Source organism: Roseateles sp. T103, assembly GCF_057219915.1.
The window spans coordinates 280392-307106 of the sequence record NZ_JBXVVS010000002.1 but is presented as its reverse complement, the minus strand read 5'-3'; the positions used below and the strand labels follow the sequence as shown (position 1 = coordinate 307106).

Annotated in this window: 23 protein-coding genes; 10 read left to right on the top strand and 13 right to left on the bottom strand. The window is 67.1% G+C overall.

Annotation, left to right across the window (positions count from 1 at the left end; genetic code table 11):
- Positions 1-110 precede the first annotated feature (110 nt).
- The 5 genes from AC2EBS_RS07855 to AC2EBS_RS07835 all read left to right on the top strand — a co-directional run bounded on the left by AC2EBS_RS07855 (position 111) and on the right by AC2EBS_RS07835 (position 4792).
- Positions 111-602, top strand: coding sequence for a YqaA family protein (locus tag AC2EBS_RS07855; RefSeq protein WP_484727835.1), 492 nt, complete (start codon positions 111-113; stop codon positions 600-602).
- An 88-nt stretch (positions 603-690) separates the two neighbouring features.
- On the top strand, positions 691-2220 hold the full coding sequence (locus AC2EBS_RS07850; protein ID WP_484727834.1) for an alkaline phosphatase PhoX: 1530 nt from the start codon (positions 691-693) through the stop codon (positions 2218-2220).
- A gap of 44 nt (positions 2221-2264) precedes the next feature.
- On the top strand, positions 2265-2858 hold the full coding sequence (locus AC2EBS_RS07845; RefSeq protein ID WP_484727833.1) for a PEP-CTERM sorting domain-containing protein: 594 nt from the start codon (positions 2265-2267) through the stop codon (positions 2856-2858).
- A gap of 49 nt (positions 2859-2907) precedes the next feature.
- Positions 2908-4401, top strand: a complete 1494-nt coding sequence (locus tag AC2EBS_RS07840; protein WP_484727832.1) for a carboxypeptidase M32 — start codon at positions 2908-2910, stop codon at positions 4399-4401.
- Positions 4402-4432: 31 nt separating this feature from the next.
- Positions 4433-4792 carry a nuclear transport factor 2 family protein gene (locus tag AC2EBS_RS07835; RefSeq protein ID WP_484727831.1) on the top strand — a complete coding sequence of 120 codons (360 nt, stop codon included), beginning with the start codon at positions 4433-4435 and terminating at the stop codon, positions 4790-4792.
- 16 nt (positions 4793-4808) lie between these two features.
- On the opposite strand, the gene AC2EBS_RS07830 is transcribed toward AC2EBS_RS07835, so the two are convergent.
- Positions 4809-5447, bottom strand: a complete 639-nt coding sequence (locus tag AC2EBS_RS07830; protein WP_484727830.1) for a DUF642 domain-containing protein — start codon at positions 5445-5447, stop codon at positions 4809-4811.
- Positions 5448-5642: 195 nt separating this feature from the next.
- On the opposite strand from AC2EBS_RS07830, the gene AC2EBS_RS07825 reads away from it, so the two are divergent.
- Positions 5643-6575 (top strand): class I SAM-dependent methyltransferase, encoded by a 933-nt coding sequence (locus AC2EBS_RS07825; protein ID WP_484727829.1) that lies wholly within the window; start codon positions 5643-5645, stop codon positions 6573-6575.
- A gap of 9 nt (positions 6576-6584) precedes the next feature.
- Here the strand turns inward: AC2EBS_RS07825 and AC2EBS_RS07820 are convergent, their stop codons facing one another.
- Positions 6585-7862 carry a patatin-like phospholipase family protein gene (locus tag AC2EBS_RS07820; RefSeq protein ID WP_484727828.1) on the bottom strand — a complete coding sequence of 426 codons (1278 nt, stop codon included), beginning with the start codon at positions 7860-7862 and terminating at the stop codon, positions 6585-6587.
- A gap of 47 nt (positions 7863-7909) precedes the next feature.
- A complete protein-coding gene (locus AC2EBS_RS07815; RefSeq protein WP_484727827.1) occupies positions 7910-8551 on the bottom strand; it encodes a phasin family protein in 642 nt (213 codons plus the stop codon).
- A gap of 222 nt (positions 8552-8773) precedes the next feature.
- Between AC2EBS_RS07815 and AC2EBS_RS07810 the strand changes: the two genes are divergently transcribed.
- The 4 genes from AC2EBS_RS07810 (at position 8774) to AC2EBS_RS07795 (ending at position 14137) form a co-directional block, all read left to right on the top strand.
- Positions 8774-10768 carry an SDR family oxidoreductase gene (locus AC2EBS_RS07810; protein ID WP_484727826.1) on the top strand — a complete coding sequence of 665 codons (1995 nt, stop codon included), beginning with the start codon at positions 8774-8776 and terminating at the stop codon, positions 10766-10768.
- Positions 10769-10783: 15 nt separating this feature from the next.
- Positions 10784-11413 carry a class I SAM-dependent methyltransferase gene (locus tag AC2EBS_RS07805; protein ID WP_484727825.1) on the top strand — a complete coding sequence of 210 codons (630 nt, stop codon included), beginning with the start codon at positions 10784-10786 and terminating at the stop codon, positions 11411-11413.
- Between the two features lie 41 nt (positions 11414-11454).
- Entirely contained in the window at positions 11455-11907 is a 453-nt protein-coding gene (locus AC2EBS_RS07800; protein ID WP_484727824.1) for a hypothetical protein, read from the top strand.
- Positions 11908-12178: 271 nt separating this feature from the next.
- Positions 12179-14137 carry a TonB C-terminal domain-containing protein gene (locus tag AC2EBS_RS07795; RefSeq protein WP_484727823.1) on the top strand — a complete coding sequence of 653 codons (1959 nt, stop codon included), beginning with the start codon at positions 12179-12181 and terminating at the stop codon, positions 14135-14137.
- A gap of 5 nt (positions 14138-14142) precedes the next feature.
- Here AC2EBS_RS07795 and AC2EBS_RS07790 read toward each other — a convergent pair whose 3' ends face one another.
- From AC2EBS_RS07790 to AC2EBS_RS07745, 10 genes are all read right to left on the bottom strand, one after another.
- Positions 14143-14460 carry a P-II family nitrogen regulator gene (locus AC2EBS_RS07790; RefSeq protein ID WP_484727822.1) on the bottom strand — a complete coding sequence of 106 codons (318 nt, stop codon included), beginning with the start codon at positions 14458-14460 and terminating at the stop codon, positions 14143-14145.
- A 14-nt stretch (positions 14461-14474) separates the two neighbouring features.
- Positions 14475-15416, bottom strand: coding sequence for a sodium-dependent bicarbonate transport family permease (locus AC2EBS_RS07785; protein ID WP_484727821.1), 942 nt, complete (start codon positions 15414-15416; stop codon positions 14475-14477).
- Positions 15417-15440: 24 nt separating this feature from the next.
- Complete coding sequence (locus AC2EBS_RS07780) at positions 15441-16343, bottom strand: peptidylprolyl isomerase (RefSeq protein ID WP_484727820.1); 903 nt, start codon at positions 16341-16343, stop codon at positions 15441-15443.
- 113 nt (positions 16344-16456) lie between these two features.
- Positions 16457-17182: a respiratory nitrate reductase subunit gamma gene (narI, locus tag AC2EBS_RS07775; protein ID WP_484727819.1), complete on the bottom strand. Its 726-nt coding sequence runs from the start codon at positions 17180-17182 to the stop codon at positions 16457-16459.
- Positions 17179-17886 carry a nitrate reductase molybdenum cofactor assembly chaperone gene (narJ, locus tag AC2EBS_RS07770; protein WP_484727818.1) on the bottom strand — a complete coding sequence of 236 codons (708 nt, stop codon included), beginning with the start codon at positions 17884-17886 and terminating at the stop codon, positions 17179-17181. Before narJ ends, narI begins: the two co-directional genes overlap by 4 nt.
- An 11-nt stretch (positions 17887-17897) precedes the next feature.
- Positions 17898-19421 carry a nitrate reductase subunit beta gene (narH, locus tag AC2EBS_RS07765; RefSeq protein ID WP_484727817.1) on the bottom strand — a complete coding sequence of 508 codons (1524 nt, stop codon included), beginning with the start codon at positions 19419-19421 and terminating at the stop codon, positions 17898-17900.
- The gene (locus AC2EBS_RS07760) at positions 19418-23212 is read right to left on the bottom strand and encodes a nitrate reductase subunit alpha (protein ID WP_484727816.1); all 3795 of its coding nucleotides are present in this window, start codon (positions 23210-23212) and stop codon (positions 19418-19420) included. The genes narH and AC2EBS_RS07760 overlap by 4 nt, the downstream gene beginning before the upstream one ends.
- A 33-nt stretch (positions 23213-23245) precedes the next feature.
- The gene (locus tag AC2EBS_RS07755; protein WP_484727815.1) at positions 23246-23452 is read right to left on the bottom strand and encodes a hypothetical protein; all 207 of its coding nucleotides are present in this window, start codon (positions 23450-23452) and stop codon (positions 23246-23248) included.
- A gap of 17 nt (positions 23453-23469) precedes the next feature.
- Positions 23470-25188, bottom strand: coding sequence for an MFS transporter (locus AC2EBS_RS07750; protein WP_484727814.1), 1719 nt, complete (start codon positions 25186-25188; stop codon positions 23470-23472).
- A gap of 75 nt (positions 25189-25263) precedes the next feature.
- A complete protein-coding gene (locus tag AC2EBS_RS07745; protein ID WP_484727813.1) occupies positions 25264-26559 on the bottom strand; it encodes an MFS transporter in 1296 nt (431 codons plus the stop codon).
- Positions 26560-26715 lie beyond the last annotated feature (156 nt).

The following is a 26715-nucleotide window of genomic DNA, read 5'->3' as shown; positions in this document are numbered from 1 at the left end:
GGAGGAGGGGGCGGGTGCTCAAAAAAGAGGCAGAAGTATAACGCCGCCTCCCCGGTGCGATGCTGACGCTGCGCTCAGTGCTTCCTGCTCGACACCGATAATCGCCCGCCATGGAAGCCTGGATGCATGAAGCCATGGCCTGGCTGCTGGCCGCGCTGGCGCTGCCGCAGTACGGACTCACTACGGTGTTCATCGTCGCGCTGGTCTCGGCGACGCTGCTGCCCATGGGCTCGGAGCCCGCAGTGTTCGGCCTGATCAAGCTCTCGCCCGAGCTGTTCTGGCCGGCGATTCTGGTGGCAACGGCGGGCAATACCGTCGGCGGCGCGATCAGCTGGTGGATGGGCTGGGGCGCCGAGCGCGTCTATGAGCGTGCCGCGCATCGCAAGCCGGCCGAGCTGCGCGCGCTGCAGTGGCTGCAGCGCTTCGGCGCCAAGGCCTGCCTGCTGAGCTGGCTGCCGGTGGTGGGCGATCCGCTGTGCGCGGTGGCCGGCTGGCTGCGCCTGCCGTTCTGGCCCTGCGTGCTCTATATGGCGATCGGCAAGTTCGCGCGCTACCTGACCATGACGGCGGCGCTGCTCTGGATCTGGCCGAACGGGGGCTGAGGCGCTGACACGGAAGCGTCATCTGGCTTACACATGGCGTCCCGACACTCCTTCGTGAACAACTTCACGAAATGAGAGAGGGATACCGATGAGTCAGACCGATTCCACCCGCCGTGGCCTGTTGCTGGGCAGCGGTGCCGCCGTCGCCGCCGCCTTCGGCGGCCCGATCGCAGCGCTGGCCAGCCGCGTGGCGAATGCTTCCACCGGCGGCTGCGCCGCCGCCACCGCCTCGGTGCTGCTGGACAGCCCTTATGGCCCGACGGCGCCGGTCAATGACCTCAGCACCGGCCTGCCGCTGATCGAGCTGCCGGCCGGCTTCAGCTACAAGAGCTATGGCTGGAGGGGCGACATCATGTCCGACGGCTTGGTCACCCCGGGGGCGCACGACGGCATGGGCGTCGTGCTGCAGCGCCGCGTCGGCCGCAGCACCGAGATCATCCTGGTGCGCAACCACGAGCAGAGCACCAGCAGCAATGCCGCCAACATCATCGGCGCCGGCCGTGCCGGCGTGGCCAAGTACGACACCGGCACCACCAGCGGAAGCTACCAGATCGGCGGCAACACCAACTTGGTCTGGCGCGACGGTAACTGGGTGGGCAGCTATGCCTCCTTCGGCGGCCTCAACCGTCCCTGCGCCGGCGGCGCGACGACGTGGGGCTCCTGGCTGTCCAACGAGGAGATCCGCAGCAACAGCGTCAGCAGCACCGGCAAGAAGCACGGCTACATCTTCGAGATCCCGGCCGACACCAGCCTCAATGCCGCCAGCACCGTGCCCATTGTCGGCATGGGCCGCATGGCGCACGAGGCCAGCGCCATCGATCCGGCGACCGGCTACTGGTATCTCACCGAGGACCAGGGCAATGCCAACACCCTGTACCGCTTCCTGCCCAGCAATATCGGCGGCGGCCTGGGTTCGCTGCATGCCGGCGGCCGCCTGCAGGGCCTGAAGGTGGTCGGCCTGAACAATTCCGACCTGCGCAACCCCACGCTGTGCCAGACCTACCCCTGCGAGTGGGTGGACATCGCCAACCCGGACCAGGACGGCGGCACGCTGGCCTCGGTGGTCGGCAATGTCTCGGCCAGCGGGCCCTATATCCAGGCCTATGCCCGCGGTGCGGCGATCTTCGGCGCCACCGAGGGCTGCTGGGTGGCGCAGGGCAAGGTGTTCTTCACTGACAAGCAGGTGACCACCTCGCCGGCGCGTGCCGGCCGCATCTGGGCGCTGGACCTGCAGAGCATGACGCTGCAGGCGGTTTTCGTCAGCAACGACATCCAGGTCGGCAACTCGCCGGACAACCTCTGCGTCAGCCCGCGCGGCGGCGTGGTGTTCTGCGAGGACGGCGGTAGCAGTGGTCCGAACAGCGGTGCCAGCGTCACGCAGCAGCGTCTGATGGGCCTGCATCCCAACGGCGGCAGCTATGTGTTTGCCCGTCACAACTACAACTTCACCCGCGCCCAACTCGACAGCGCGGGCAAGACCGGCGCCACTTCGGGCAATCAGCGCAACAGCGAATGGGCCGGTGCGGTGTTCAGCCCCGATGGCCGCGTGCTCTTCGTCAACCTCTACGTGGGTGTGACGCTGGCAATCACCGGCCCCTGGGCCAACGGCACGCTGTGAGCGGCCGTCGCACCGAATATGAACCGACAAGAAAGAACATTGCCATGAAGACCAAGACTCTGCCCTCGCTGCTCATCGCTGCCGCTGCGCTGCTCGGCGGCAGCCAGGCATCGGCCGCCGCGCTGCTGAGCTATTCGGCACAAGCCGGCACCACGGTCACCGACTACAGCGACGAGGGCCTGCTGTCCTTTGACCTGGACCTTCGCAACCTGTCGCCGGTGACGCTGAGCTACGGCATCGGCGCCGGCGACCGGCTGGCGCCACTTTCCTTCAGCGCCATCATCCTCAACAACACCGGCCGGGGTCTGGAGTCGCTGCGCTTCACGTTGAGTCATGGCAGCTTCTCCAGCGTAGGCAGTGTGACGCGCAGCTTCGGTGGTAGCACCAGCGTCTACGGCGAGGGCAGCAGCGTGGTGCAACTCGAGTTCTCGCCGGCTGAGTACCTGGACCTCGAACTTGGCAACGCGCTTGGTAGCACGCCCGGTACCGCCGACTGGACGCTCGACGAGTCCGCCCAGGCTGCCGATCGCATCACGATCAGCATCAGCGCCAACGTGCCCGAGCCCGGCAGCTACGGCCTGGCAGCGCTCGGCCTGGGGCTGCTTGGCTGGCAGCGCCGCCGCTTGCAGGGCCGCTGAAGCGCCCACTGGCAAGCGAGGCTCATGGCGCCGCGGCACAATCGCCGCCATGAGCACACCTACCCCCGCCTATGCCGAGCTGTGCGCGCGCCACCAGCGCATGCACAGGCTTTCCCATCTGCAGTCCATCGCCTCCTGGGACCAGTCGGCGATGATGCCGCCCAAGGGCAACGAAGCGCGTTCGCTGGCGCTGGCCGAGATCGGCGGGCTGCTGCATCAGATGGCCACCGAGCCGCTGTTGAAGGACCTGCTTGCCCGTGCCGAGCAGGAGCCGCTCGACGAGGTGCAGCGTGCCGACCTGCGCGAGATGAAGCGCGCCTGGCGCGCCGCCAATGCGCTGCCGCAATCGCTGGTCGAGGCCAAGGCGCTGGCCAATGCGCGCTGCGAGCATGCCTGGCGCACGCAGCGCCCGGCCAACGACTGGCCCGGCTTCCTGGAGAACCTGCGCGAGGTGGTGCGCCTGGCGCGCGAGGAAGCGCGCCTGCTGGCCGAGGACAGCGGCCTGAGCAAGTACGACGCGCTGCTCGACCAGTACGAGCCGGGCATGCGCGCGGCCGAGGTGGACCGCGTCTTCGGCGATCTGCGCCAGTGGCTGCCGGGGCTGATCCAGCAGGTGCAGGCCAGGCAGGCCGGTGACGCCGTGCTGCAGCCGCAGGGCCCGTTTGCGACTGCCGCGCAGCGCGCGCTGGGCCATGACGCGATGGCGCTGATGGGCTTCGACTTCGAAGCCGGCCGTCTGGACGAAAGCGCGCATCCCTTCTGCGGCGGTGTGCCCGAGGACGTGCGCCTGACCACGCGCTACCGAGAGGACAGCTTCCTGCCCGCGCTGACCGGCACCATCCACGAGACCGGCCATGCGCGCTATGAGCAGAAGCTGCCGCGCCACTGGCTGGGCCTGCCCATCGGTCGCGCACGCTCGATGGGCATCCACGAGAGCCAGAGCCTGTCCTTCGAGATGCAGTTGGGCAGCCATCCGGGCTTTGCCAGGTTGTTGAGCCCGCTGATCGTCAAGCACCTGGGCGAGCAGCCGGCCTTCGCACCCGCCAATCTCAACAAGCTGATGACGCGCGTCGAGCGCGGCTTCATCCGCGTGGACGCCGACGAGGTGACCTACCCGGCGCATGTGATCCTGCGCTACGAGATCGAGCGTCCGCTGATCGAGGGCGAGATCGAGTGCGAGGACATTCCGGCGCTGTGGGACGCCAAGATGATGGAGCTGCTGGGCCTGGACACGCGCGGCAACTACCGCAACGGCTGCATGCAGGACGTGCACTGGAGCTGCGGCCTCTACGGCTACTTCCCCTGCTACACGCTGGGCGCGATGTATGCGGCGCAGTGGTTTGCGACCATGCGCAAGACCGTCCCGCAGCTTGACGACAAGATCGCCGCCGGCGAGCTGGCACCGATCTTTGCGTGGCTGGACGAGAACGTGTGGAGCCAGGGCAGCCGCTGGGACACGCCGGAGCTGGTGTGGCGCGCCAGCGGCGAGGCGCTGAACCCGGCGCACTTCAAGGCGCACCTGCAGTCGCGCTACCTCGGCTGATGAGCCAGCCTTGCGTCAGGAGTCAGCAGCGATGCATGAGCCCCCGTTCGATCCGGCCGGTTTTGCCCAGCGCCAGCTGGAGGCCTACAACGATCGCGACCTGGACCGATTCGTTCGCGAGTACACCGACGATGTGACGGTCTACCGTTTGCCCTCGGCAGAGCCGGTGCTTCAGGGCAAGGCGGCCTTTGCCGCCCACTACCGCGACAAGCGCTTCAGCCTGCCGCAGCTTCACGCCCGGCTGGTCAACCGCATGGTGTTCGGCAACAAGGTCATCGACCACGAGTACGTCACCGCCAGCGGTAGCGAGCCCAGGGAAGTGGCCGCGATCTACGAGGTCACGCCGCAGGGTATCGCCAAGGTCTGGTTCGTCGGCGCCGAACGCGACTGAGGGGCTGTCGGCCTGCTCAGCGGGGGCGTCGCCGGGCTGCGCCCGCGCAGCCCGCCAGGGCCAGCGCTACCAGGGCCAGCGTTGCCGGTTCCGGTACCGCGGTCACGCTGACATTGTCCAGCGAGGTGCCAAAGGTGTCGGCGGTGCCGATCGCGGCGAAGCGCAGCTGCGTCGTGTCGCTGTTTGCGGTGAACTGCACCGTCAGCGTGGTCCAGCCGAGGTTCAGGTCCTGGCCGAAGGCATTGCAGGCACCGTTGCCGAGCTGCCAGCACAGGCCGTTGCTGGCCAGACCCTTGTGGTCCGGGCGCTGCGCATAAGAAAAGCTCAGCTCGTAGGTTTGGCCCGCGATGGTGTTCAGCATCTGCCAGATCGAGCTGTTGGCATTGCCGGGCCTGTCGGTGTCGAGCTCGATGAAGCTGCTGCCGAAGGGCGTGCTCCCCGCCGCGTTGTTGCGCACTTCGATGTTCGGTCCGCCGCTCCAGCCGACGAGGCTGTTGTAGATGTTCCAGCTGTTCGCGGCCTGGTGCGCATGGCTGCTGGTGGTCTGCTCGAAACTGCCGTTGGTGACCAGGTTCAGCGCGCCGGCGCTGGCCGGTGCGGCCCAGGCCAACAGCGTGCAGCTCAGCGCGGTGGCTGCGATGGAGGAAATGCGCATCAGGAACTCCCGTGTATCTCGGCCTGCTGCAGGGCAGGGCATGTCATTGTTGGTGTTTGAGTGCGGCCGAATTGTTGCTGCGCGGCCCGCGCTGCGGTCCCCCCTCGCCGCGGGGGAACCCCTGAGACAGGTGTGACGAATGTCGCAAGCGACGAGTGCATACACTGCCGGCCTGCGCGCCCAACCCAGTTCACCATGCAAGCCCTGATTGATGCCATCGCCGCCCTGACGCTGCCCGCCGAGGCGCGGCGCATCTTCCATGGCCGTGGCGGACTGTTTCCCGGCAGCGAGCGCTGGGTGCTGGACTTCTATCCGCCGGTCTGGGTGCTGACCTGCTATGGCGAGGCAAGCGAGGCCGAGCTCGCGGCGATTGGCGCTGCGCTGGCTGCGCGCTGGGCCGAGATCGCGCCGGCCGGCGAAGCGCTGAACTGGGTCTACCAGAGCCGGCCCGACCGGGCCGAGGCCCGCGCCGAGACCCGGCTGATGGCCGGTGCTGTGCCGGAGCCGCATCTGGTCGAGGCGCAAGGCGCGCGCTACATGGTGCAGGTGCTGCGCGGCCAGAACCACGGACTCTTCCTGGACATGTCCGAGGGGCGGCGCTGGGTGGCCGCGCAGATGGCGTCAAGGCCGGGGCAGAAGGTGCTGAACCTCTTCGCCTACACCTGCGCCTTCTCGGTGGCGGCGCTGCGCGGCGGCGCGGCCTCGGTCGTCAATGTGGACATGAGCTCGGGCGCGCTGAGCACCGGTCGCCGCAACCATCAGCTCAACGGCGTGGCGGCAGGCGCGAGCTTTCTCGCCCACGATGTGTTCAGCAGCTGGGGCAAGATCACCCGCGGCGGTCCCTATGACCTGGTGATCATCGACCCGCCCGGCTATCAGAAGGGCAGCTTCGTCGCCGGCAAGGACTACGCGCGGCTGATGCGCCGCCTGCCCGACCTGCTGGCGCCCGGTGGCCAGCTGCTGCTGTGCATGACCACGCCCAAGCTGGGCATGGCCTTCTTGCAGGAACAGATGGCCGAGATCGCGCCGCAGATGGAGTTCGTGCAGCGCCTGCCGAATCCGCCCGAGTTCGCCGACGTCTCGGCGGATCGTGCGCTCAAGGTGCTGGTCTACCGCGCCCCGGCGTGATGGGCGCGCTCAGCTCGCGTAGCGCGCCTCCAGCGTGCGCAGGCTGTGATCCAGCTTCTGCAGCGCCAGGTGCATGCGGCAGCCGGTGACTGGCAGGTCGGCCAGCAGGCGGCGCGAGGGCTCGTGCAGCAGGTCCATGCGCAGCGACAGCCCGTGCCGCTCGAGCTGATGCTGCAGCCTGACGTGGCGCTTGAGCAGCAGCGCGCGCGTCGCCTGGTAGGCATGCTCGGCCAGGTGGCGACGCTGCGAGTAGCTGAAGGTGTTGGCGAGGAACATCTCCGGGTCGCGCGGGTCGGGCTCGAACAGCACGATGTCGGTCTCCGGATGGCTGCGCGCATAGCCGCGCATGCCCAGCTCCAGGCGCGAGTGGATCAGCGAGCGCAGCGTCTGGCTCAGCACGATGGGCAGGCCGCCATCGACCAGGCGCGGAATCGGCGGCGTGAAGCGGCCGGGCTCGTGCGTCGCATCCGTCGCATGCGACTGGTAGGGCACCAGCGGGTTCAGGCAGATCAGCAGGTCCAGCCCTTCGTCCAGCAGCACCGAGGCATGGATGGTCCGCTTCAGCGCACCGTCCACATAGTGCCGGCCGTCGATCTCCACCGGCGGGAACAGGCCCGGCAGCGCAGCGCTGGCATGCACGGCGCGGGAGATCGGCACATGGTCCAGCCCCGGCATGCCGAAGGGCACGGACTCGCCGCTGTCCAGATCGGTGGCGACCAGCACCAGACGATGGCGCAGCTGGCGGAAGTCGTCGCTGCGTCCGGCCACTTCGCTGAACTGGCGGCGCACCTGCGCTTCCAGCGCCTCGCCCGACAGCAGGCCGGTGGGCAGTGCGCGAGCCAGGCGTTCGAAAGCGCCGAGCAGCGAGCGGCCCTCGATCAGGTTCTGCCACATCGCATCGCCCAGCAAGCCTGGCAGCTTGCCCAGGCGCTGCAGGTACTCGCCCCAGGCCGGATGCAGCAGCACGCTGGGCTCGAAGCTGTCGGGCGGCGGCGCGGTGTTCTCGATGAAGGCCGCGCAGATCTGCCGCGGCGTCATGCCATTGACCAGCCCGGCGGCGATGAAGCCGCCGGCGCTGACACCGATGTAGCTGTCGCAATCGCTCAGGTCCAGGCCGGCTATCGACTCGGAGATCGCGCACAAGGCGCCGATCTCGTAGATCGCACCCAGCGGTCCGCCGCCAGCCAGGGCCAGCCCGATGCGCGGGCGGCCGCGGCCCCGGCGCGCGGAACTCGGGCGGCCGGCGCTGCCACCGTTGCTGCTGCTATTGCTGCTGCTTGTGCTCATGAGCTAGCGGGCTGAAGCGGTGACGCGGCTGGAGCTGTCGACGCGTCTCAGGCGGCAGCCTTCTTCGCCGCACCGGTCTTGCGACCGGGCGTCTTCTTCGCCGCGGCCACAGGCTTGGTGACTGCGGCAGGCTTGGCTGCGACGGCGCGCTTGCGCGGCGCCGCAGCGGGCTTGGCCTTGCCGGCGGACTTGGCAGCAGGCTTGGCGGCCGGCTTGGCGGCCGGCTTGGCCGCGGCAGCCGATTTGACCGGCTTGCCCGCAACGGCCGCACTCAGCGCATCGATGCGCTCGATCAGCGCATTGAGCTCGCGCGAGGTCGGCACGCCCAGGCGCTCCAGCGCGCGGGCCACTCGCTCCTCGAAGATGGTCTCCAGCTTGTCCCAGTGCTTGCCTGCCTTGCTGCCGACATCCTCGGCCATGCCGCTCATCTTCTGCGCCACGACGCCCAGGCGTTCCTCGGCGGCCGACTGTGTCTTCTTCTGCAGCTTCATGCCTTCCTGCACCAGGGCTTCGAAGACCTTGCCCCCCTCGCCCTGCGCCTTGGCGAAGGCGCCCAGGCCGGCGGCCCAGATCTGCTGTGCCGACTCGCGCACGCTCTGCGCCAGTGCGCTGTCGAGCAGGCCCGCAGGCAGTGCGGTGCTGGAGGCGGCCTTTTGCTTGGCAGCCATCTTCTGCAGCTTCTTCACCATGGCGTCGATCCTTTTCTGGCAATGAGTTGAGGGCTTGTGCGAACACTATAGGCCGAGGCGCTTACGGCTGGCACAGCGTTTCCTAGTGTGACGGCTCTATGCGCGCGGCCCAGGGAAAGTGCGCAGCGTCACGGCCCGGCGTCTGCTCAAGAATCGGGGCGGGCACCCGCATGAGAATCGGCGCCAAACAACGGCCCGCCCATAGAGCAGGAGACATCAGCGATGCACTACTTCGTCACCGGAGCGACCGGCTTCATCGGTAAGCGTCTTGTCAAGAAACTGCTGTCGCGCCGCGGCAGCGTCGTCCACTTCCTGCTTCGCGAGGAAAGTGCCGCCAAGCTGCCCGAGCTGCTCGCCTACTGGGGCGTGCCCAAGACCCGCGCGATTCCCGTCTATGGCGATCTGACGGCCAAGCGCCTGGGCGTGGCGCCGGAGCAGATCAAGTCGCTGAAGGGCCAGATCGACCATCTCTACCACCTCGCTGCGGTCTACGACCTCGCCGCGGATGAAGAGAGCCAGGTGCGCAGCAATATCGACGGCACGCGCGCGATGGTCGAGTTCGCGCAGGCCATCGATGCCGGCCATGTGCATCACGTCTCGTCGATCGCCGCAGCGGGCCTGTACGAGGGCGTGTTCCGCGAGGACATGTTCGACGAGGCCGAGAACCTCGAGCATCCGTACTTCATGACCAAGCACGAGAGCGAGAAGATCGTGCGCAAGGAGTGCCGCAAGCCCTGGACGGTCTACCGACCCGCGATGGTGGTGGGCGACTCGCACACCGGCGAGATGGACAAGGTCGACGGGCCCTACTACTTCTTCAAGCCCATCCAGCGCCTGCGCCAGTTCCTGCCGCCGTGGATGCCGGCCATCGGCCTGGAGGGCGGACGCGTCAACATCGTGCCGGTGGACTATGTGGTCGCCGCGCTGGACCACATCAGCCACCATCACCGCAAGAGCGGCGGCTGCTTCCACCTCGTCGATCCGGTGGGCTACCGCGTCGGCGACGTGCTGGACATCTTCACCAAGGCCGCGCATGCGCCGAAGATGAATCTCTTCGTCAATGCCGCGCTGCTGGGCTTCATTCCCAAGAGCGTCAAGAAGGGACTGATGGCACTGGCACCGGTGCGCCGCATCCGTCATGCGGTGATGAAGGACCTGGGTCTGCCCGAGGACATCCTCACCTTCATCAACTACCCGACGCGCTTCGACAGCCGCGAGACCGAGGCGGCGCTCAAGGGCAGCGGCATCGCCTGCCCCAATCTGCACGACTACGCCTGGAGGCTGTGGGATTACTGGGAACGCCACCTCGACCCAGAGCTGTTCATCGATCGCAGCCTCAAGGGCGCCTGCGCCGGCAAGGTGGTGCTGGTCACCGGCGGATCCTCGGGCATTGGCCTGGCCTCGGCGAAGAAGTTCGCCGAAGCCGGCGCGATCACGCTGATCTGCGCGCGCGATCAGGACAAGCTCGATGAAGCGGTCAAGGAGATCAAGGCCGCTGCCGGCAAGAACGCGCAGGTGCATGCCTTCTCGGCCGACATCGCCGACGAGGCCAGCTGCGCCGCGCTGATTGCCTGGATCAACGACAACTTCGGCGGCGTGGACTTCCTCGTCAACAACGCCGGCCGTTCGATCCGCCGCGCCATCGAGAGCAGCTACGACCGCTTCCACGACTACCAGCGCACGATGGAGCTGAACTACTTCGGCTGCCTGCGCGTGACCATGGGCCTGCTGCCCGGCATGGTGGCCAAGCGCAAGGGCCATGTGGTGAACATCTCCAGCATCGGCGTGCTGACCAACGCGCCGCGCTTCTCGGCCTATGTGGCCAGCAAGGCGGCGCTGGACGCGTGGACGCGCTGCGCCGCCAGCGAGTACGCGGACCAGGGCATCACCTTCACCACCATCAACATGCCGCTGGTGCGCACGCCGATGATTGCGCCGACCAAGATCTACAACAACGTGCCGACGCTTAGCCCCGAGGAAGCGGCCGACATGGTGGCGCAGGCCTGCATCGCCAAGCCGGTGCGCATCGCGACCCGACTGGGCGCCTTCGGCGAGCTGCTGCACGCCTTGATGCCGCGCGTGGCGCAGATCGTCATGAATACCAGCTTCCGCATGTTCCCCGACAGCGATGCGGCCAAGGGCGAGAAGGGCGCCAAGCCTCAGCTTTCGCCCGAAGCGCTGGCGCTGCAGCAGATGATGCGCGGCATGCATTTCTGAGTGCTGGCCATCGCGATGTCAGCCGAATCCAGCTGGTACGAGCGCCATGTATTGCCGTGGCTGCTCGACTTCGCCTGCGGCTTGTCGCCGATCGCCAAGCGCCGCGAGGCCGTGGTGCCGCTGGCGGCTGGGCGTGTGCTGGAGATCGGCATCGGTACCGGGCTGAATCTGCGCCATTACGACCGCAAACGCATCATCTCGCTCACCGGCATCGACCCGGCCGAGCAGCTGCATGCGCTGGCGCAGCGGCGCAGCCGACGCTATGGGGTTGAGGTAGATCTGCGCACGCTGTCGGCCGAGCAGCTGCCCTTCGACGCGGACAGCTTCGACTGCGTGGTCTGCACCTACACGCTGTGCACTGTGCCTGACCCGGCAGCCGCCTTGGCCGAGATGCGCCGCGTGCTGCGTCCGGGCGGACGCTTGCTCTTCGCCGAGCACGGGCTGGCGCCCGATGCGGACGTGGCGCGCTGGCAGCGTCGGCTCGAGCCCGCCTGGTCACGCCTGGCCGGCGGCTGTCATCTGAGCCGCGACGTGCCGCGCCTGCTGCTGGATGCCGGCTTTCTGGCACCGGCGATGCGCAAGGGCTACATCGCCTGGCCGCGCACCCTGGCCTACAACTTCTGGGGCGAGGCCAGGGTGGCCTGATCGCCAAGGGCAGCCCGCGTACCGCGCTGAAAGGAACGACCATGCAGAACAAGGCTTCATTGCTTCCGACTCGATCGACGCCGCGCCATCTGTGGATCGTCGGCGGGCTGGCGCTGCTGTGGAACGGCATCGGCGGTCTGGACTTCGTGATGACCCAGACGCGCAACGCGTCGTATATGAGCTCCTTCAGCGCCGAGCAGCTGGCTTACTTCTACGGTTTGCCGGCCTGGGTTGTCGTGAGCTGGGCACTTGGCGTCTGGGGCGGCGTGCTGGGGTCCTTGCTGCTGCTGCTCAGGCGACGCCTGGCGGTGCCGGTGTTTGCGCTGTCCCTGCTTGCGGCCTTGGCGACCTTCGTCCACAACCATCTGCTCACGCGCGGCACCGAGATCATGGGCGGCGTCGGTGCAGCGCTGTTCAGCGCCGTGATCCTGGCGATCGCCCTGGCCCTGCTGCTGTACGCGCAGCGGCTGGCCTCGCGTGGTGTGCTGCGCTGAGGCGGCACAGTCTCGCTGCGCGCTCGCAGGCCTGAGCAGGGCGATCAAGTGGGCGGCAGCCGCTGCGGCGTCTGGCGCCGACCGGTCCGCGCAGTGCCGGCGCCAGACGGGCCAGGTCACGAAGTTCCGCTCGTGACTGGCAAAGGGTGAGCGCCGGGAGAGTCTGCATCCGTGGCGGTCGATTTGGAGATGACAATGCTCGGATCATGAGCGCCTTGTCTTCCATCGCGGACTGTTCCTTAGCCGGGCCGGGGCGCAGCAGGCCTGCGCGTTGTCCAGACTGCATCGCGAGGGCGGGGCGCGCTTGAGTTCCAGCCATCCCAACGAAGGCGAGGCCATGCAGTCCGAAGGCGCGGCCCTGCCGAAGCCGGGCGGGCTGCCGCCCATCCCGGCACCGTCTCGCTGGCCTGCTGCGGGCCCACGCGCAGGGCGGCGACGGCTGCCGCTGGCGCTGCTGCTGTCGCTGGGCTTTCATGCGCTGCTGCTCAGCCTGAGCTTCGGCGGCCAGGGCTTCGGCCTGCCGGGTCTGAGCTTTCCCTGGCAGGAGCGGCGTGCCGAGGTGCCGGAGCCGCCGCTGCAGATCGTGCTCACCCAGCCGCAGCAGGCGGAGCCGCCGCCGCCGCTGCCAGCCGAGCAAGCGCAGCCGCCTGCCGGGCCTGCAGCCATGGCGCTGGCGGAGCTGCCGGAGGCTGCTGTGGCTGCCTATGCACGGCCGCCTGGCGCAGCGCCTGAACCAGAGCGAAGCGCGCCGCTCGGTGCCGAGCTGCCTGCTGTGCCCAGCGCGCCAGTCGTGCCACCGGCGACGACGGTGATCGCACTGGACAAGCCCGACACCCAGCGATGGACCGTGGCTGCCGCACCCGCGCTGCCAAGCATGCCGCTGGCGACCGTGGCGCCGGCCGCCAGTGCGCCCAGCCCGACGCCCGACGAGGCGCAAGCCCTTCGGCAGGCGGCGCAGCAGATGAAGGAGCAACTGCTGCAGGTGCAGCGTCAGGTGCAAGAGGCTGCCGCAGCCCAGGCCGCGGCAGCGTCGGCTGCGGCTGCCCGGCAAGAGGCGGCGAGGCAGCAACAGGAGGCCGCCGCGCGCGATGAGGCTGCCCGGCAGGAGGCTGCTCGACGCGAAGCGGTGCGACTGGAACTGCTTCGCCAGGAAGTCGCCCGGGCCGAGGCGGTTCGTCAGGAATTGGCCCGTCAGGAAGCCGCTCGCCAGGAAGCAGCGCGAGCGGAAGTTGAACGGCAGGAGGCCGCACGCCAGGAAACCGTTCGGCAGGAGGCTGCGCGCCAGGAGGCTTTGCGGCAGGAAGCCGCTCGGGCAGAGGCTGCACGACAGGAAGCGGCAAGGCAGGAAGCCCTGCACAAGCAGGAAGCGCAACGGCTGGAACAGGCTCGGCTGGAGGCGGCACGCCAGGAGGCGCTGCGGCAGGAAGCCGCACGCGCAGAAGCAGCGCGTGCAGAAGCCGCGCGTGCAGAGGCCGCGCGACAGGAAGCGGTGCGGCAGGAGGCCCTGCGCAGGCAGGAAGCTGAGCGGCAGGAACTGGCCAGGCAGGAGGCAGCTCGCCAAGAGGCACTGCAGCAGGAAGCGGCGCGGCAAGCTGCGGCTCGCCAGGAAGCCGCTCGCCAGGAAGCCGCTCGCCAGGAAGCCGCTCGCCAGGAAGCCGCTCGCCAGGAAGCCGCTCGCCAGGAGGCTGCACGTCAGGAAGTGGCACGGCAGGAACAAGCGGCTCGCCAGGCCGCCGCTGCCGCCCGGGCCGAGGCCGAGCAGCAGCGAGAGGCGCGGCTGCGCGCGATCGGCCGCCAGCTCGACGAGGAGGCGGCGCGTCGCGATGCCGCAGCGCGTCAGGCGCAGCAGGACAACCGGCCGCATTCGGCCAGCAGCCTGCGGCGCGGCCGGCTGTTCGGACGCGTCGATCCCAACGCGGAAATGGTCGCCTATGCCGAGGCCTGGGCGCGCAAGATCCAGCTCAGCATGCCGAGCTTCGAGAAGGTTCGCGAAGCGGCCAGGCAGCCCTATACCGATCCGATCGTCACGGTGGCGATGCGCAGCGACGGCTCGGTGGAGTCGGTGAACTTCGTGCGCTCAAGCGGTGTGCCGGCGATCGACGAGGCGATACGGCGCATCGTCCAGGACCTCGCGAACTATCCGCCGTTCCCGCCGGTGCTGGCGCGCGAGTACGACGTGATCGAGATCCGGCGCAGCTGGCACTTCGACATGGCGATCCGGCTGTACTGAAGGCCTCAGTACTTGTCGGCGCGCGGCCCGACCACCGGGTGAGTGAAGGCGACCAGGCCGTAGTTCTGCGAGTACTTGTGCTCGACCGTCCTGATGATCTGGTGTGCGGCTGCCTCGCTGCAAAGCACTTCGATGCGGATATTGCTCGACAGCAGCCACTGTGCGTCGCGAACACCGCGGTTGCCTCGCCCCCGCACCTCTGAGACGGTGTAGCCCTTGGCACCGCAGGCGATGATGTCCTTGCCGATCAGCGCCTCGATTGCCTCCTCGCAGATCACGACGACATAGTGGATGGTGCCGAGTTCGATGTCTGGTGCTTGCATGGGCTTTGCGGCGTTCAGAAGGCGGCGTAGTACCAGCGGGTCATCTGGAAATATAGCGGCACGCCCAGCACTACATTGAAGGGGAAGGTCACGCCCAGCGCGGCACCGATGGACAGCGCCGGGTTGGCCTCGGGGATGGCGATCCGCATCGCCGCCGGCGCCGCGATGTAGGACGCGCTCGCGTAGAGCACGGCCAGCAGCGTGGTGCTGCCTTCGCTGAGGCCCAGGGCATGGCCGACCAGCACGCCGCCCAGCGCAGAGACGATGGGCATCAGGATGCCGAAGCCGACGAGGAACTTGCCGACGCGGCGCAGATCGTCGAGCTTGGACGCGGTCACCAGACCCATCCCCAGCAGGAAGAGCGCGAGAAAGCCCTTGAACATGTCCTGGAAGAAGGGGATCAGCGCGGCGCCGCCTTCCTTGCCCCAGATCCAGCCGATCAGCAGGGCGCCGACCAGCAGCAGGATGGCCTTGCCGGTGAGCACCTCGCGGGCGAGGTGCTTCCATTCGGTGTCCTTGCTGATGCCCTTGGCCAGCAGCACGCCGATGATGATGGCCGGAAACTCGAGGAACACCAGGAAGACCGAGAGATAGCCGTCATAGGCGACACCCTGGCGCGACAGGTAGGAGGCGCCGACCGCAAAGGTGACGACCGACACCGAGCCATAGTGCGCCGAAATCGATGCGGCGTCCGGGTGCGGCAGCTTGCCCAGGCGCAGCAGGATCTGATAGCCCAGCAGCGGTGTGCCCGCACTCATCACCACCACGACGATGATGGGCAGCACCAGGTGCAGCACCTGGGTCTGCGACAGCTCGAAGCCGCCTTTGAGGCCGATGGCAATCAGCAGATAGAGGGTCAGTGTGTCGTAGAGGCCGCCGGAGATCTTCAGGTCCGAGCCCAGCAGCCCGGCCACGATGCCCAGCACGAAGAAGCCGACGACGGGATCGATGCTCAAGACGAAGGCCCTCGCTGCTCTTGTTCACTGCAGCAGCGGCGAGTCCGCGGCTTCGAGCTGCAGTCCGCTGATCTCGGCCTCGCCGGCGAGCAGGTTCAGGTACTGGCGCAGCGCGGTGATGTAGGCCTGCTGCGTCAGCGTCTGCGCGATCGCGCCGCGCACCGCCTCGAAGGGCTGCAGCGTGCCCGGTTCGCGCGCTTCCACGCGGATGATGTGGAAGCCGAAGCGCGTGTTGACCAGGCGCGGCAGCACGCCGACATGGGCCTCGGCCTCGTCGCGGCCGAACAGCGCTGCGCCGAACTCCGGTGCGCAGTCCTCGCGCGTCAGCCAGCCCAGATCGCCGCCCTCGGCGCCGCTGGGGCAGTTGGACTGCTCGGCGGCGGCCTCGGCGAAGGCCGCGGCATCGCCGCAGCGCAGGCCGATCAGCAGGCCCTCGGCACGGCGGCGCAGCTCGGCAATATCGACCCCCGGCGTCACCGCGAAGAGGATGTGGCGCGCGTGCACGCGCTCGCCGCTGCGATAGCGCGAGGCATGTGCCTCGAAGTAGCGCCGGCAGGCTTCGTCATCGGGCGTCGGCAGGGCCAGCTCGCGCTCCAGCAGCCCCTCGATCGCCTGCGAGGCCGCTTCGCTGAGTACGCCGTCCAGCGCCGGCAGATCGCCCACCGGCAGCAGGCCCTGGCGTTGCGCCGCCTGGCGCAGCAGCTCGCTGTAGGCGCGCTGGCGCAGCGTTTCGGGGTCAGGCGACTCGCCTGCGCCATGCAGCGGCACGCCGTTGACCGTCGCCACCGCGATGCGGTCCTCGTCGCCGGGGCCGGTGATCGTGGCGGTGGCAGCAGCCGTTACTGCCGCCGTTGCGCTGCTCTGACTCTCGCCACCGCAGCCGCAGCTGCCGCTGCCGCATCCGGACTGTGATCTTGCGTTGTTCATGCTCTGCTCCTCGCAGTACTGGGGCCATATCGCGCGGGCACCGCCGAACCGGCTTTGCTGGGCGGTCGGTGCCGCCCCCTTGAGGGGGCGCGCGAAGCGCGTAGGGGGTGGGTCTAACGCTGCGGCGCGTTGTGGCCGGGCGGCAGGCTGATGCGACGGCTGCGCACCAGCTGGTAGGGGCGCACGATGTAGGCCAGCGTGCCGAAGCCGCTCCACACATGCACCAGGCGGGTGAAGGGAAAGACCAGGAAGATGCTCATGCCCAGGAACATGTGCAGCTTGAAGATCCAGCCGGCTTCCGCCAGCAGTTCCACCGCACCACCGCGGAAGGTGACGATGCGCTGCGCCCATTCGGCCAGCTTCATCATCATGCCGCCGTCCAGGTGCTGGGCCGACAGCGGGATGGTGGCCAGCCCCAGCACCAGCTGCAGCCACAGCAGCACCAGCAGCAGGATGTCGCTGGTCTTGCTGTTGCGGCGGATGCGCTCGTCCGACAGACGGCGATGCAGCAGGATGCTGACGCCGGCAAAGCCGAGCAGACCCGCGACGCCGCCGACGATCATCGCCATCAGCTGCTTGGCGCCGGCGCTCATGAAGGGCTCGTAGACGAAATGCGGCGTCAGCATGCCCACGGTGTGGCCGAAGAAGAGCACCAGAATGCCGACGTGGAAGAGGTTGGATCCCCAGCGCAGGCTGCCGGCGCGCAGCAGCTGCGAGGAGTCGCTCTTCCAGCTGTACTGGTCGCGGTCGAAGCGCAGCAGGCTGCCGAGCAGGAAGACCGCCAGGCAGACATAGGGGTAGATGCCGAAGAGGGCGAAGTCGAGGTAAGGGGCATTCATGGCCGCACTCCTTGAGAAGCGTGATTGACTGCGGTGTTCTTGCGCACGATGTGGATGGGCTGCGGCTGCTCGGGCCGGCCCTGACCCTTGGTCGAGCAGCCGTCGAAGGCGGCGGGCTCGACCCAGGCCTCGTCCAGCGGTTCATCGACGGTGATCTGCACAGCCTGTGGCTTTTCGCCGGCCAGCTCCAGCACCGCGCCGATCGCGGCCGCATAGGGGTTGTGCTCGCGCTTGATCAACGCCGTGTGGATCGCGTTGAGGATGTGCGCCATCTCGGCCAGGAACTCGCGTGCCAGCGCCGGCGGCTGCGTGGAGGCGAACTCCAGCACCACGGGCAGGTAGTCCGGTAATTCCTTGGCGTCGAAGAAGACGCCGGCCTGCTCGTAGGTCTTGGCCAGGTCGACCAGGGCCGGGCCGCGTTCGCGCGAGTCGCCATGCACATGCTCGAACATATGCAGGCTGGTGGCGCGGCCGCGGTCGAAGGTTTCGACATAGCGGCCCTGCACCGCGAAACGCTCACCGCGCGAGAGCGTGGCGGCCAGTGCCTCGATCTCGGCCAGGCGCGCCAGGCTCAACGCGCGCTCCTGGTGCAGCGCGCCGAGCAGCTCGGGCAGCGCGGCGAGCATCTCGTCGCTGGGATAGTCCAGCAGGCGGGCCAGCACGCGGCAGCTCAGGCTGATGGAGGAGGGTTGCTTCTTGCTCATGGCTGCCGTCCTCACACCGTTGCCTTGATCGGGATGGTGCGCTTCTTGGCGCCGCCGAACAGGCTGGTCTCGGTCTGGCCCTCGGAGCAGCCGTTGCCGAAACTGAAGCCGCAGCCCTGGCGCAGCTCGTAGGCGTTTTCGGCGTACTCGCGGTGCGTGGTCGGGATGACGAAGCGGTCTTCGTAGTTGGCGATGGCCATCACCTGGTACATGTCCTCGACCTCGTTCTTCAGCAGGCCCACCTGATCCAGCACCGCCTTGTTCTCGACGCCGTCCACATGCTTGCCGCGCTGGTAGGCGCGCATGGCCAGCATGCGTTCCAGCGCACGCTCCACCGGCTTGACGTCGCCAGCGGTGAGCATGTTCGCCAGGTACTGCACCGGGATGCGCAGCTGCTTGACGTCGGGGATCTGGCCGTTGGCGCCGATGTGGCCGGCGTTGGCGGCCGAGCTGATCGGCGACAGCGGCGGCACATACCAGACCATGGGCAGCGTGCGGTACTCGGGGTGCAGCGGCAGGGCCACCTTCCACTCCACCGCCATCTTGTAGACGGGGCTCTTCTTCGCGGCTTCCAGCCAGGCCTCGGGGATGCCGTCGGCACGGGCCTGGGCGATCACCTTGGGATCGTTGGGGTCGAGGAAGACATCCAGCTGCGCCTGGTAGAGCTCCTTGTCGTCCTTCACCGAAGCGGCCTGCTCGATGCGGTCGGCGTCATAGAGCAGCACGCCCAGGTAGCGGATGCGGCCAACGCAGGTTTCCGAGCACACGGTGGGCTGGCCCGACTCGATGCGCGGATAGCAGAAGATGCACTTCTCGGCCTTGCCGCTCTGCCAGTTGTAGTAGATCTTCTTGTATGGGCAGCCCGACACGCACATGCGCCAGCCGCGGCACTTGTCCTGGTCGATCAGCACGATGCCGTCTTCCTCGCGCTTGTAGATCGAGCCCGAGGGGCAGGACGCCACGCACGCCGGGTTCAGGCAGTGCTCGCACAGCCTGGGCAGGTACATCATGAAGGTGTTCTCGAACTGGCCGTAGATGTCCTTCTGCACATCGTCGAAGTTCTTGTCCTTCGAGCGCTTGCTGAATTCACCGCCGAGGATCTCTTCCCAGTTCGGGCCCCACTGGATCTTCTCCATGCGCTGGCCGGTGATCAGGCTGCGCGGACGCGCGGTGGGCGCGGCCTTGCTCTTGGGCGCTGACTGCAGATGGTCGTAGTCGAAGTCGAAGGGCTCGTAGTAGTCGTCGATCTCGGGCAGGTTGGGGTTGGCGAAGATGCGCATCAGCAGCTTCCACTTGCCGCCCTGGCGCGGCTCGATGGAGCCGTCGCTCTTGCGGATCCAGCCGCCGTGCCACTTGTCCTGGTTCTCCCACTCCTTGGGATAGCCGATGCCCGGCTTGGACTCGACGTTGTTGAACCAGGCGTACTCCATGCCCGGACGGTTGGTCCAGACGTTCTTGCAGGTGACCGAACAGGTGTGGCAGCCGATGCACTTGTCCAGGTTCAGCACCATGCCGATTTGTGCTCTGATCTTCATGCGTGTGCTCCTTCGGTGGCAGCGTTGCCTTCTTCATCCAGCCAATCGACCTTGGCCATCTTGCGCACCAGCACGAACTCGTCGCGGTTGGTGCCGATGGTGCCGTAGTAGTTGAAGCCGTAGCTCAGCTGCGCGTAGCCGCCGATCATGTGCGTGGGCTTGGTGACGATGCGCGTCACCGAGTTGTGGATGCCGCCGCGCGTGCCGGTGATCTCCGATCCCGGCGTGTTGATGATCTTCTCCTGCGAGTGATACATCAGCGTCATGCCCGGGTTGACGCGCTGACTCACCACCGCACGGGCCGCGATGGCGCCGTTGGCGTTGTAGAGCTCCACCCAGTCGTTGTCGACGATGCCGGCCGACTTGGCGTCCTCCTCGGACAGCCACACCACCGAGCCGCCGCGGTTGAGCGTCAGCATCATCAGGTTGTCGCTGTAGGTCGAGTGGATGCCCCACTTCTGGTGCGGCGTGATGAAGTTCAGCGCGATCGCCTTGTTGCCGTTGGGCTTGAGGTTCTGCACCTCGGCCAGCGTCTTCAAGTCGACCGGCGGGCGGTAGCTGCTGAAGCCTTCGCCGAAGGCCTGCATCCACGGGTGGTCCTGGTAGAACTGCTGGCGGCCGGTGAGGGTGCGCCATGGGATCAGCTCATGGACGTTGGTGTAGCCGGCGTTGTAGGAGACCTTCTCGCTCTCCAGACCCGACCAGGTCGGCGAGCTGATGATCTTGCGTGGCTGCGCCTGGATGTCGCGGAAGCGGATCTTCTCGTCCTCGCGGTGCAGCGCCAGGTGCGCGTGCTCGCGGCCGGTCTGCTTGGACAGCGCGTCCCAGGCCTTCACCGCGACATGGCCGTTGGTCTCGGGCGCCAGCATCAGCACCACCTCGGTGGCGTCGATGTCGCTCTCGATCTTCGGCATGCCCTGGGTTGCGCCTTCGTCGCGCACCTTGCCGTTGAGCTCGGCCAGTGCCTGGACCTCGTCCTGCGTGTTCCAGGCGATGCCCTTGCCGCCGTTGCCGACCTTGCCCATCAAGGGGCCCAAGGCTGTGAAGCGCTTGTAGAGGTTCGGATAGTCGCGTTCGACCACGGTGATCTGCGGCGCGGTCTTGCCGGGGATCAGATCGCACTCGCCCTTCTTCCACTCCTTCACATCGAAGGGCTGGGCCAGCTCGGCCGGGCTGTCGTGCATCAGCGGGGTCAGCACGACCTCCTTCTCGACGCCCAGGTGGCCGACGCAGAGCTCGGAGAACTTCTTCGCGAAGCCCTTGTAGATCTCCCAGTCGCTCTTCGCCTGCCAAGCCGGATCCACCGCGGTGGACAGCGGGTGGATGAAGGGGTGCATGTCGCTGGTGTTGAGGTCATTCTTCTCGTACCAGGTCGCGGTGGGCAGCACGATGTCCGAGTACAGGCAGGTCGTGCTCATGCGGAAGTCCAGCGTGACCAGCAGGTCCAGCTTGCCTTCCGGGGCCTGCGCGTGCCACTCCACTTCCTGCGGCTTGGCGTCGTTGGGACCGAGGTCCTTGCCCTGCACGCCGTTGGTGGTGCCCAGCAGGTGCTTGAGGAAGTACTCGTGGCCCTTGCCCGAGGAGCCCAGGATGTTGGATCGCCAGACGAAGAGGTTGCGCGGCCAGTTGTTCGGATGGTCCGGGTCTTCGCAGCTCATGCGCAGCGAGCCGTCCTTCAGCGACTTGACCGCGAAGTCCTTGGCATCGATGCCTGCGGCCTGCGCCTGCTTGACCAGCGAGATCGGGTTGGTCTGCAGCTGCGGTGCGCTGGGCAGCCAGCCCATGCGCTCGGCGCGCACGTTGTAGTCGATCAGGCTGCCGCCGAATTTGCTTTTGTCGGCCAGCGGCGAGAGCACCTCGGCCACGTCCAGCTTCTCGTAGCGCCACTGGTCGGTGTGGGCGTAGAAGAAGCTGGTCGAGTTCTGCTGGCGCGGCGGACGGATCCAGTCCAGCGCGAAGGCCAGTGCGGTCCAGCCGGTCTGCGGACGCAGCTTTTCCTGACCCACGTAGTGCGCCCAGCCGCCGCCGCTCTGGCCGATGCAGCCGCACATCATCAGCATGTTGATGATGCCGCGGTAGTTCATGTCGGCGTGGTACCAGTGGTTCATCGCCGCGCCGATGATCACCATGGCCTTGCCATGCGTCTTGTCGGCGGTGTCGGCGAACTGGCGGGCGACGGTGATGATCTGCTCGCGCTTGACGCCAGTGATGTGCTCGGCCCAGGCTGGCGTGTAGGGCTTGTTGTCGTCGAAGCTCTTCGGGCAGTCGTCGCCGAAGCCGCGGGCGATGCCGTACTGCGCGACTTGCAGGTCGAACACGGTGGCGACCAGCACTTCCTCGGCGTCGGCGTGCTTGCCGAGCTTCAGACGCACCGCTGGCACCTTGCGCAGCAGCACGTCCTGCTGCTTGTTGCTCTGGAAGTGCGGCGTGTCGATGCCGCCGAAGTAGGGGTAGCCCACCTCGACCAGCTCATGCGCCTGCGCGCCGGCCTCGTCCTCGAGCACCGAGAGCTTGAGCTTGACCTCGCCGTCCTTGCCGGCTTCCTTGTTCTCGAGGTTCCACTTGCCTTCGTCGGCGCGGCCGTTCGGGCCCCAGCGGAACCCGATCGAGCCGTTGGGCACGACCACCTTGCCGCTGGCGTCGAAGCCCAGCGTCTTCCACTCGGGGTTGTTCTCCTGGCCCAGCTTGCCGCCGAAGTCGCTGGCGCGCAGATAGTGGTCGGGCACCAGCACCTCGCGGCCGTCCGCGGTGGTCTGCTTCTTCAGCTTGACCAGCATCGGCAGGTCGGTATAGCGACGCGCGTAGTTGTCGAAGTACTCGGACCGCCTGTCGAAGTAGAACTCCTTGAGGATCACATGACCCATGGCCATCGCGATCGCCGCATCGGTGCCCTGCTTGGGGTGCATCCAGATGTCGGCCAGCTTGGAGATCTCGGCGTAGTCCGGCGTGATCGCCACCGTCTTGGCACCCTTGTAGCGCACCTCGGTGAAGAAGTGCGCGTCCGGCGTGCGCGTCTGCGGCACGTTGGAGCCCCAGGCGATGATGTAGTTGCTGTTGTACCAGTCGGCACTTTCGGGCACGTCGGTCTGCTCGCCCCAGATCATCGGGCTGGCCGGCGGCAGGTCGCAGTACCAGTCGTAGAAGCTCATGCAGACGCCGCCCATCAGGCTCAGGTAGCGACTGCCGGCGGCGTAGGAGATCATCGACATCGCCGGGATGGGCGAGAAGCCGATCACGCGATCCGGGCCGTACTTCTTGACGGTGTAGATATTGGCGCTGGCGATGATCTCGTTGACCTCGTCCCAGCTGGAGCGCACGAAGCCGCCGAGACCGCGGTCCTTCTGCCATTCGCGGCGCGCTTCGGTGTTCTCGACGACGTTGGCCCAGGCGTCCACCGGCGTCTTCGCGACGGCGCGGGCCGCACGCCAGTGCTTGAGCAGCGAGCCGCGCACCATCGGATACTTCACGCGGTTGGCGCTGTACAGGTACCAGCTGTATGACGCACCGCGGGCGCAGCCGCGCGGCTCGTGGTTGGGCAGGTCGGGGCGGGTGCGCGGGTAGTCGGTCTGCTGGGTTTCCCAGGTGACGATGCCGCCCTTGACGTAGATCTTCCACGAGCAGGAACCGGTGCAGTTGGTGCCGTGGGTGGAGCGCACGATCTTGTCGTGCGCCCAGCGGTTGCGGTAGGCGTCTTCCCAGCTGCGGTCTTCGCCGGTGGTGCGGCCGTGGCCGTCGGCGAAGTCCTCCTTGGGTTGAGCGAAGTAGCTCAGTCGGTCGAGGAAGTGACTCATGGTCTAGGTCCTTCTTGGGGAATGTGTTCGTGCTCAGGCACCGAGCAGCGACCAGACGGCATAGCCGCCGATCAGCAGGCCCAGCAGTCCGTTCAGCGGCCGCGTGCTCTCGCCCGCGCCGGGCAGGAAGAGGCTGTCGATGCGCATCGCCTCGGTCAGCGGCGAGCGCACGAACACCGCGGCGATCAGCACCAGGCCGTAGGCGATGGCGACGATGTGGATGAAGCTGGGGGTGCCCATGTGCAGCTCCTTGGGTTTCAGGCCGCCTGGCCCAGGTCGATGCGCTTCATGCGCTCCTTCTCGGCGTCAGGCAGCTTGTCCCACCAGGTGCCGCCGGCATTGCCGTAGTCGAAACGCTCGGCGCCCTTGCGGGTGTAGTACCACCAGTTGATGGCCAGCGAGTACACGTAGAACACCGCGCAGCCGATGAAGAAGGCGGAGACCGCGCCGGTCTTGTCGATCGAGGTGGCGATCAGCGAGTTCCACACGAAGGGACCGAAGGCCGCCCAGGCGCCGGTCCAGCCCAGCATCTGCGCGCCCTTGGCCGGCGAGTAGGCGAACACGATCGGGTACTGGCGGAAGGTCGCGGCATTGTTGATGCCGGACATCAGGAAGATCCACAGCATGCCGTAGAGGAAGCCGCTGAACTGCTCGACGCTGGTCGGCGTCAGATAGCCGCCGGTGACCAGGAAGACCACGCCGCCGATCTGGCCGATGGTGGTCCACTGCATGCCCTTGGAGCCGCCGATCTTGTCGAAGAAGCCGCCGGTGGCCACGCGCACCAGGCCGCCGAGCAGCGGGCCGATGAAGGCATAGGCCAGCGGATCGGGCGCGCCGTCGAAGCCGCCGTACAGCGTCTTGATCAGCATCGGGAAGGCCGCCGAGAAGCCCGAGAAGGACCCGAAGGAGCAGATGTAGGTCATCGTGCAGTTCCAGGTATGGGTGCGGGCGCGGTTGCGCTTGGAGAGGATCTCGAACTGGCCCATGAAGCCGCGCGTGGGCAGCTGCAGGCTGCGCAGGAAAAGCACCGAGAGCACGAAGGCCAGCAGCAGAAAGGGCACCCAGATGAAGGCAGCGTTCTGCAGCCACATGCCCTTCTTGACCACGTTGCGCAGCGCCACATCGGTGATCTCGCCGGCGGCATTGCGCTTGATGTCCACGGCCACGCCCTTGGTCGTCGCGACCTCGGTGATGCGGCCGGACTCGTCCTTCTTCACCTCGGCCTTGATGGCCTTGACCGTCTCGGTCTCGCGCAGGATCACGTCCTTGATGCGACCGTCTTCGCTGCGGACGACTTCAATGGCGTTGAGGTACTCGTCTTTCTTGACCTGCACGTCCTTGACGATGCCGGCCTCCTTGGTCACCGCGAGCGCACCCTTGATCGGGTCAGCCTTGGTGAAGACCTGCGGTCCGCCGGCCACCGTGCCCAGCGCGGCGAAGCCGATGATCCACGGGGCGACGAACTGGACGATGGAGACACCGAAGTTGCCCAGGCCGGCCTGGATGCCCATGGCCGTGCCCTGCAGCCGCTTCGGGAAGAAGATGCTGGTCGAGGGCATGAACGACGAGAAGTCGCCGCCGCCCATGCCGCAGAGGAAGCCGATGATCATGAAGGTCGCCCAGGGCGTGTTGAGGTCCTGGATGGCGTAGCCGAGCCAGACCATGGGGACGATCTTCAGGATGGTGGCCACGCTGATCACCGCGCGCGTGCCGAGCAGCGGGATGAAGTTCGAATGGATCAGGCGCAGGATGCCCGAGGCCAGGCCGGGAATGGCGGCCAGCCAGAACAGCTCGGAGGTGCTGAACTTGAAGCCGATCGCCGGCATGCGCACCACCACCGCGCTCATCACGAACCAGGTGGCGAAGCTGAAGATCAGCGAGAAGGTGGTGACGCCGCAGGTGCGCCAGGCCAGCGCGCTGCCCTGTTCGCGCCAGAAGACCGGATCTTCCGGCTTCCAGTTTTGGATTCTTGCCATGGGGATTCCTTGGTTGGGGGACGCGGCGCGCCAGAGGGCGCCGCGCCAGGAGAACTCTTGTGTCGAGGGGCGCGCTCAGGTCTTGAAGGAGCGGCTCAGCGGTGAGACGGGGGCGTTCTTGCCCATCACCTCGGTCTTGCGTACCTCGGTCCAGTACATCCAGATGAGGGACACCCAGACCACGCCGTACATCAGCATGAAGGCGCTGGAGCGGATGCCGGTGAGGTCCATCAGCGCGCCGAACATGATGGGCAGGATGAAGCCGCCCAGTCCGCCGGCCAGGCCGACGATGCCGCTGATCGTGCCGATGTTGGCGCCGTAGTCGTCGCTGATGTACTTGAAGACGCTGGCCTTGCCGAAGGCCCAGGCGATGCCGAGGATGAACATCAGCGCGGTGAAGGCATAGACGTTCAGGCCGATGTGGAAGGTCTTGGCACCGTTGACCGTCATGATGGTGAAGTCGGTCTGCGGATAGGACAGGATGAACAGGCAGATCCAGCTCACCCACATCACCCACCAGGTCACCGCATGGGCGCCGTATTTGTCGCTCATCCAGCCACCGATGGCGCGCAGCACGCCGCCGGGCAGCGAGAAGCAGGCGGCCAGCAAGGCGGCCACGCGGATGTCCAGGCCGTACTCGCCCACGTAGTACTGCACCATCCACAGGCTCAGCGCCACGTAGCCGCCGAACACGATGCTGTAGTACTGGCAGTACTTCAGCACCTTGGGGTCCTTCAGGGCCTTGAGCTGCGACATGAAGCTGGCGTTGCTGGTCACCACATGCTTCTCGTCATGGAAGCTGAAGAACCAGAACAGGATGGCCGTGCCCAGCAGCACTGCGGCATAGACATGCGGCACCATGGTCCAGCCGAAGGCCACGACCAGCGCGGGAGCGACGAACTTGTTGACTGCCGCGCCCGAGTTGCCGGCGCCGAACACGCCCATCGCGAAGCCCTGGCGCTGCTTGGGGAACCAGCGGGCCACATAGGGCGTGCCCACCGAGAAGCTGCCGCCGGCCAGGCCCACGAACAGCCCGATGACCAGGAAGTGCCAGTACTGCGTGGCGTAGCTCATCATCCAGATCGGGATCACGCAGGCCAGCATCAGCAGGAAGAAGACGATGCGGCCTCCGAACTTGTCGGTCCAGATGCCCAGCGGCACGCGGATCAGCGAACCGGTCAGCACCGGCGTGGCGGTGAGCAGGCCGAATTCGGTGGCGTTGAGGCCCAGCTGCTTCTTGATCGGGATGCCGATGACGCCGAACATCATCCAGACCATGAAGCAGACGGTGAAGGCCAGCGTGCTGACGATCAGCACCGAGAGGGCCCGGCCCGAGTTGCCTGCGCTTGTTGTCGCGTTGTTTGCGCTCATGAACGCACTCCGTTGTTGGTGCGTTCACTGTAGGAATCGGCCCGTCCGCGCGGCATCCTTCTCTGGACCGGTCAAGGGCGCTGCAGAAGAACTAGGTCGCCACAGGCCGACTACTACCAAAGAACTAGTCGGGCGATCGTCGCGCGGGAAGCTTGC

Bases quoted from the DNA above. Each gene is read 5' to 3' on its own strand.
- AC2EBS_RS07855 (WP_484727835.1), top strand. From the start codon at position 111: ATGGAAGCCTGGATGCATGAAGCCATGGCCTGGCTGCTGGCCGCGCTG.
- AC2EBS_RS07850 (WP_484727834.1), top strand. From the start codon at position 691: ATGAGTCAGACCGATTCCACCCGCCGTGGCCTGTTGCTGGGCAGCGGT.
- AC2EBS_RS07845 (WP_484727833.1), top strand. From the start codon at position 2,265: ATGAAGACCAAGACTCTGCCCTCGCTGCTCATCGCTGCCGCTGCGCTG.
- AC2EBS_RS07840 (WP_484727832.1), top strand. From the start codon at position 2,908: ATGAGCACACCTACCCCCGCCTATGCCGAGCTGTGCGCGCGCCACCAG.
- AC2EBS_RS07835 (WP_484727831.1), top strand. From the start codon at position 4,433: ATGCATGAGCCCCCGTTCGATCCGGCCGGTTTTGCCCAGCGCCAGCTG.
- AC2EBS_RS07830 (WP_484727830.1), bottom strand. From the start codon at position 5,447: ATGCGCATTTCCTCCATCGCAGCCACCGCGCTGAGCTGCACGCTGTTG.
- AC2EBS_RS07825 (WP_484727829.1), top strand. From the start codon at position 5,643: ATGCAAGCCCTGATTGATGCCATCGCCGCCCTGACGCTGCCCGCCGAG.
- AC2EBS_RS07820 (WP_484727828.1), bottom strand. From the start codon at position 7,862: ATGAGCACAAGCAGCAGCAATAGCAGCAGCAACGGTGGCAGCGCCGGC.
- AC2EBS_RS07815 (WP_484727827.1), bottom strand. From the start codon at position 8,551: ATGGTGAAGAAGCTGCAGAAGATGGCTGCCAAGCAAAAGGCCGCCTCC.
- AC2EBS_RS07810 (WP_484727826.1), top strand. From the start codon at position 8,774: ATGCACTACTTCGTCACCGGAGCGACCGGCTTCATCGGTAAGCGTCTT.
- AC2EBS_RS07805 (WP_484727825.1), top strand. From the start codon at position 10,784: ATGTCAGCCGAATCCAGCTGGTACGAGCGCCATGTATTGCCGTGGCTG.
- AC2EBS_RS07800 (WP_484727824.1), top strand. From the start codon at position 11,455: ATGCAGAACAAGGCTTCATTGCTTCCGACTCGATCGACGCCGCGCCAT.
- AC2EBS_RS07790 (WP_484727822.1), bottom strand. From the start codon at position 14,460: ATGCAAGCACCAGACATCGAACTCGGCACCATCCACTATGTCGTCGTG.
- AC2EBS_RS07780 (WP_484727820.1), bottom strand. From the start codon at position 16,343: ATGAACAACGCAAGATCACAGTCCGGATGCGGCAGCGGCAGCTGCGGC.
- narI (WP_484727819.1), bottom strand. From the start codon at position 17,182: ATGAATGCCCCTTACCTCGACTTCGCCCTCTTCGGCATCTACCCCTAT.
- narJ (WP_484727818.1), bottom strand. From the start codon at position 17,886: ATGAGCAAGAAGCAACCCTCCTCCATCAGCCTGAGCTGCCGCGTGCTG.
- narH (WP_484727817.1), bottom strand. From the start codon at position 19,421: ATGAAGATCAGAGCACAAATCGGCATGGTGCTGAACCTGGACAAGTGC.
- AC2EBS_RS07760 (WP_484727816.1), bottom strand. From the start codon at position 23,212: ATGAGTCACTTCCTCGACCGACTGAGCTACTTCGCTCAACCCAAGGAG.
- AC2EBS_RS07755 (WP_484727815.1), bottom strand. From the start codon at position 23,452: ATGGGCACCCCCAGCTTCATCCACATCGTCGCCATCGCCTACGGCCTG.
- AC2EBS_RS07750 (WP_484727814.1), bottom strand. From the start codon at position 25,188: ATGGCAAGAATCCAAAACTGGAAGCCGGAAGATCCGGTCTTCTGGCGC.
- AC2EBS_RS07745 (WP_484727813.1), bottom strand. From the start codon at position 26,559: ATGAGCGCAAACAACGCGACAACAAGCGCAGGCAACTCGGGCCGGGCC.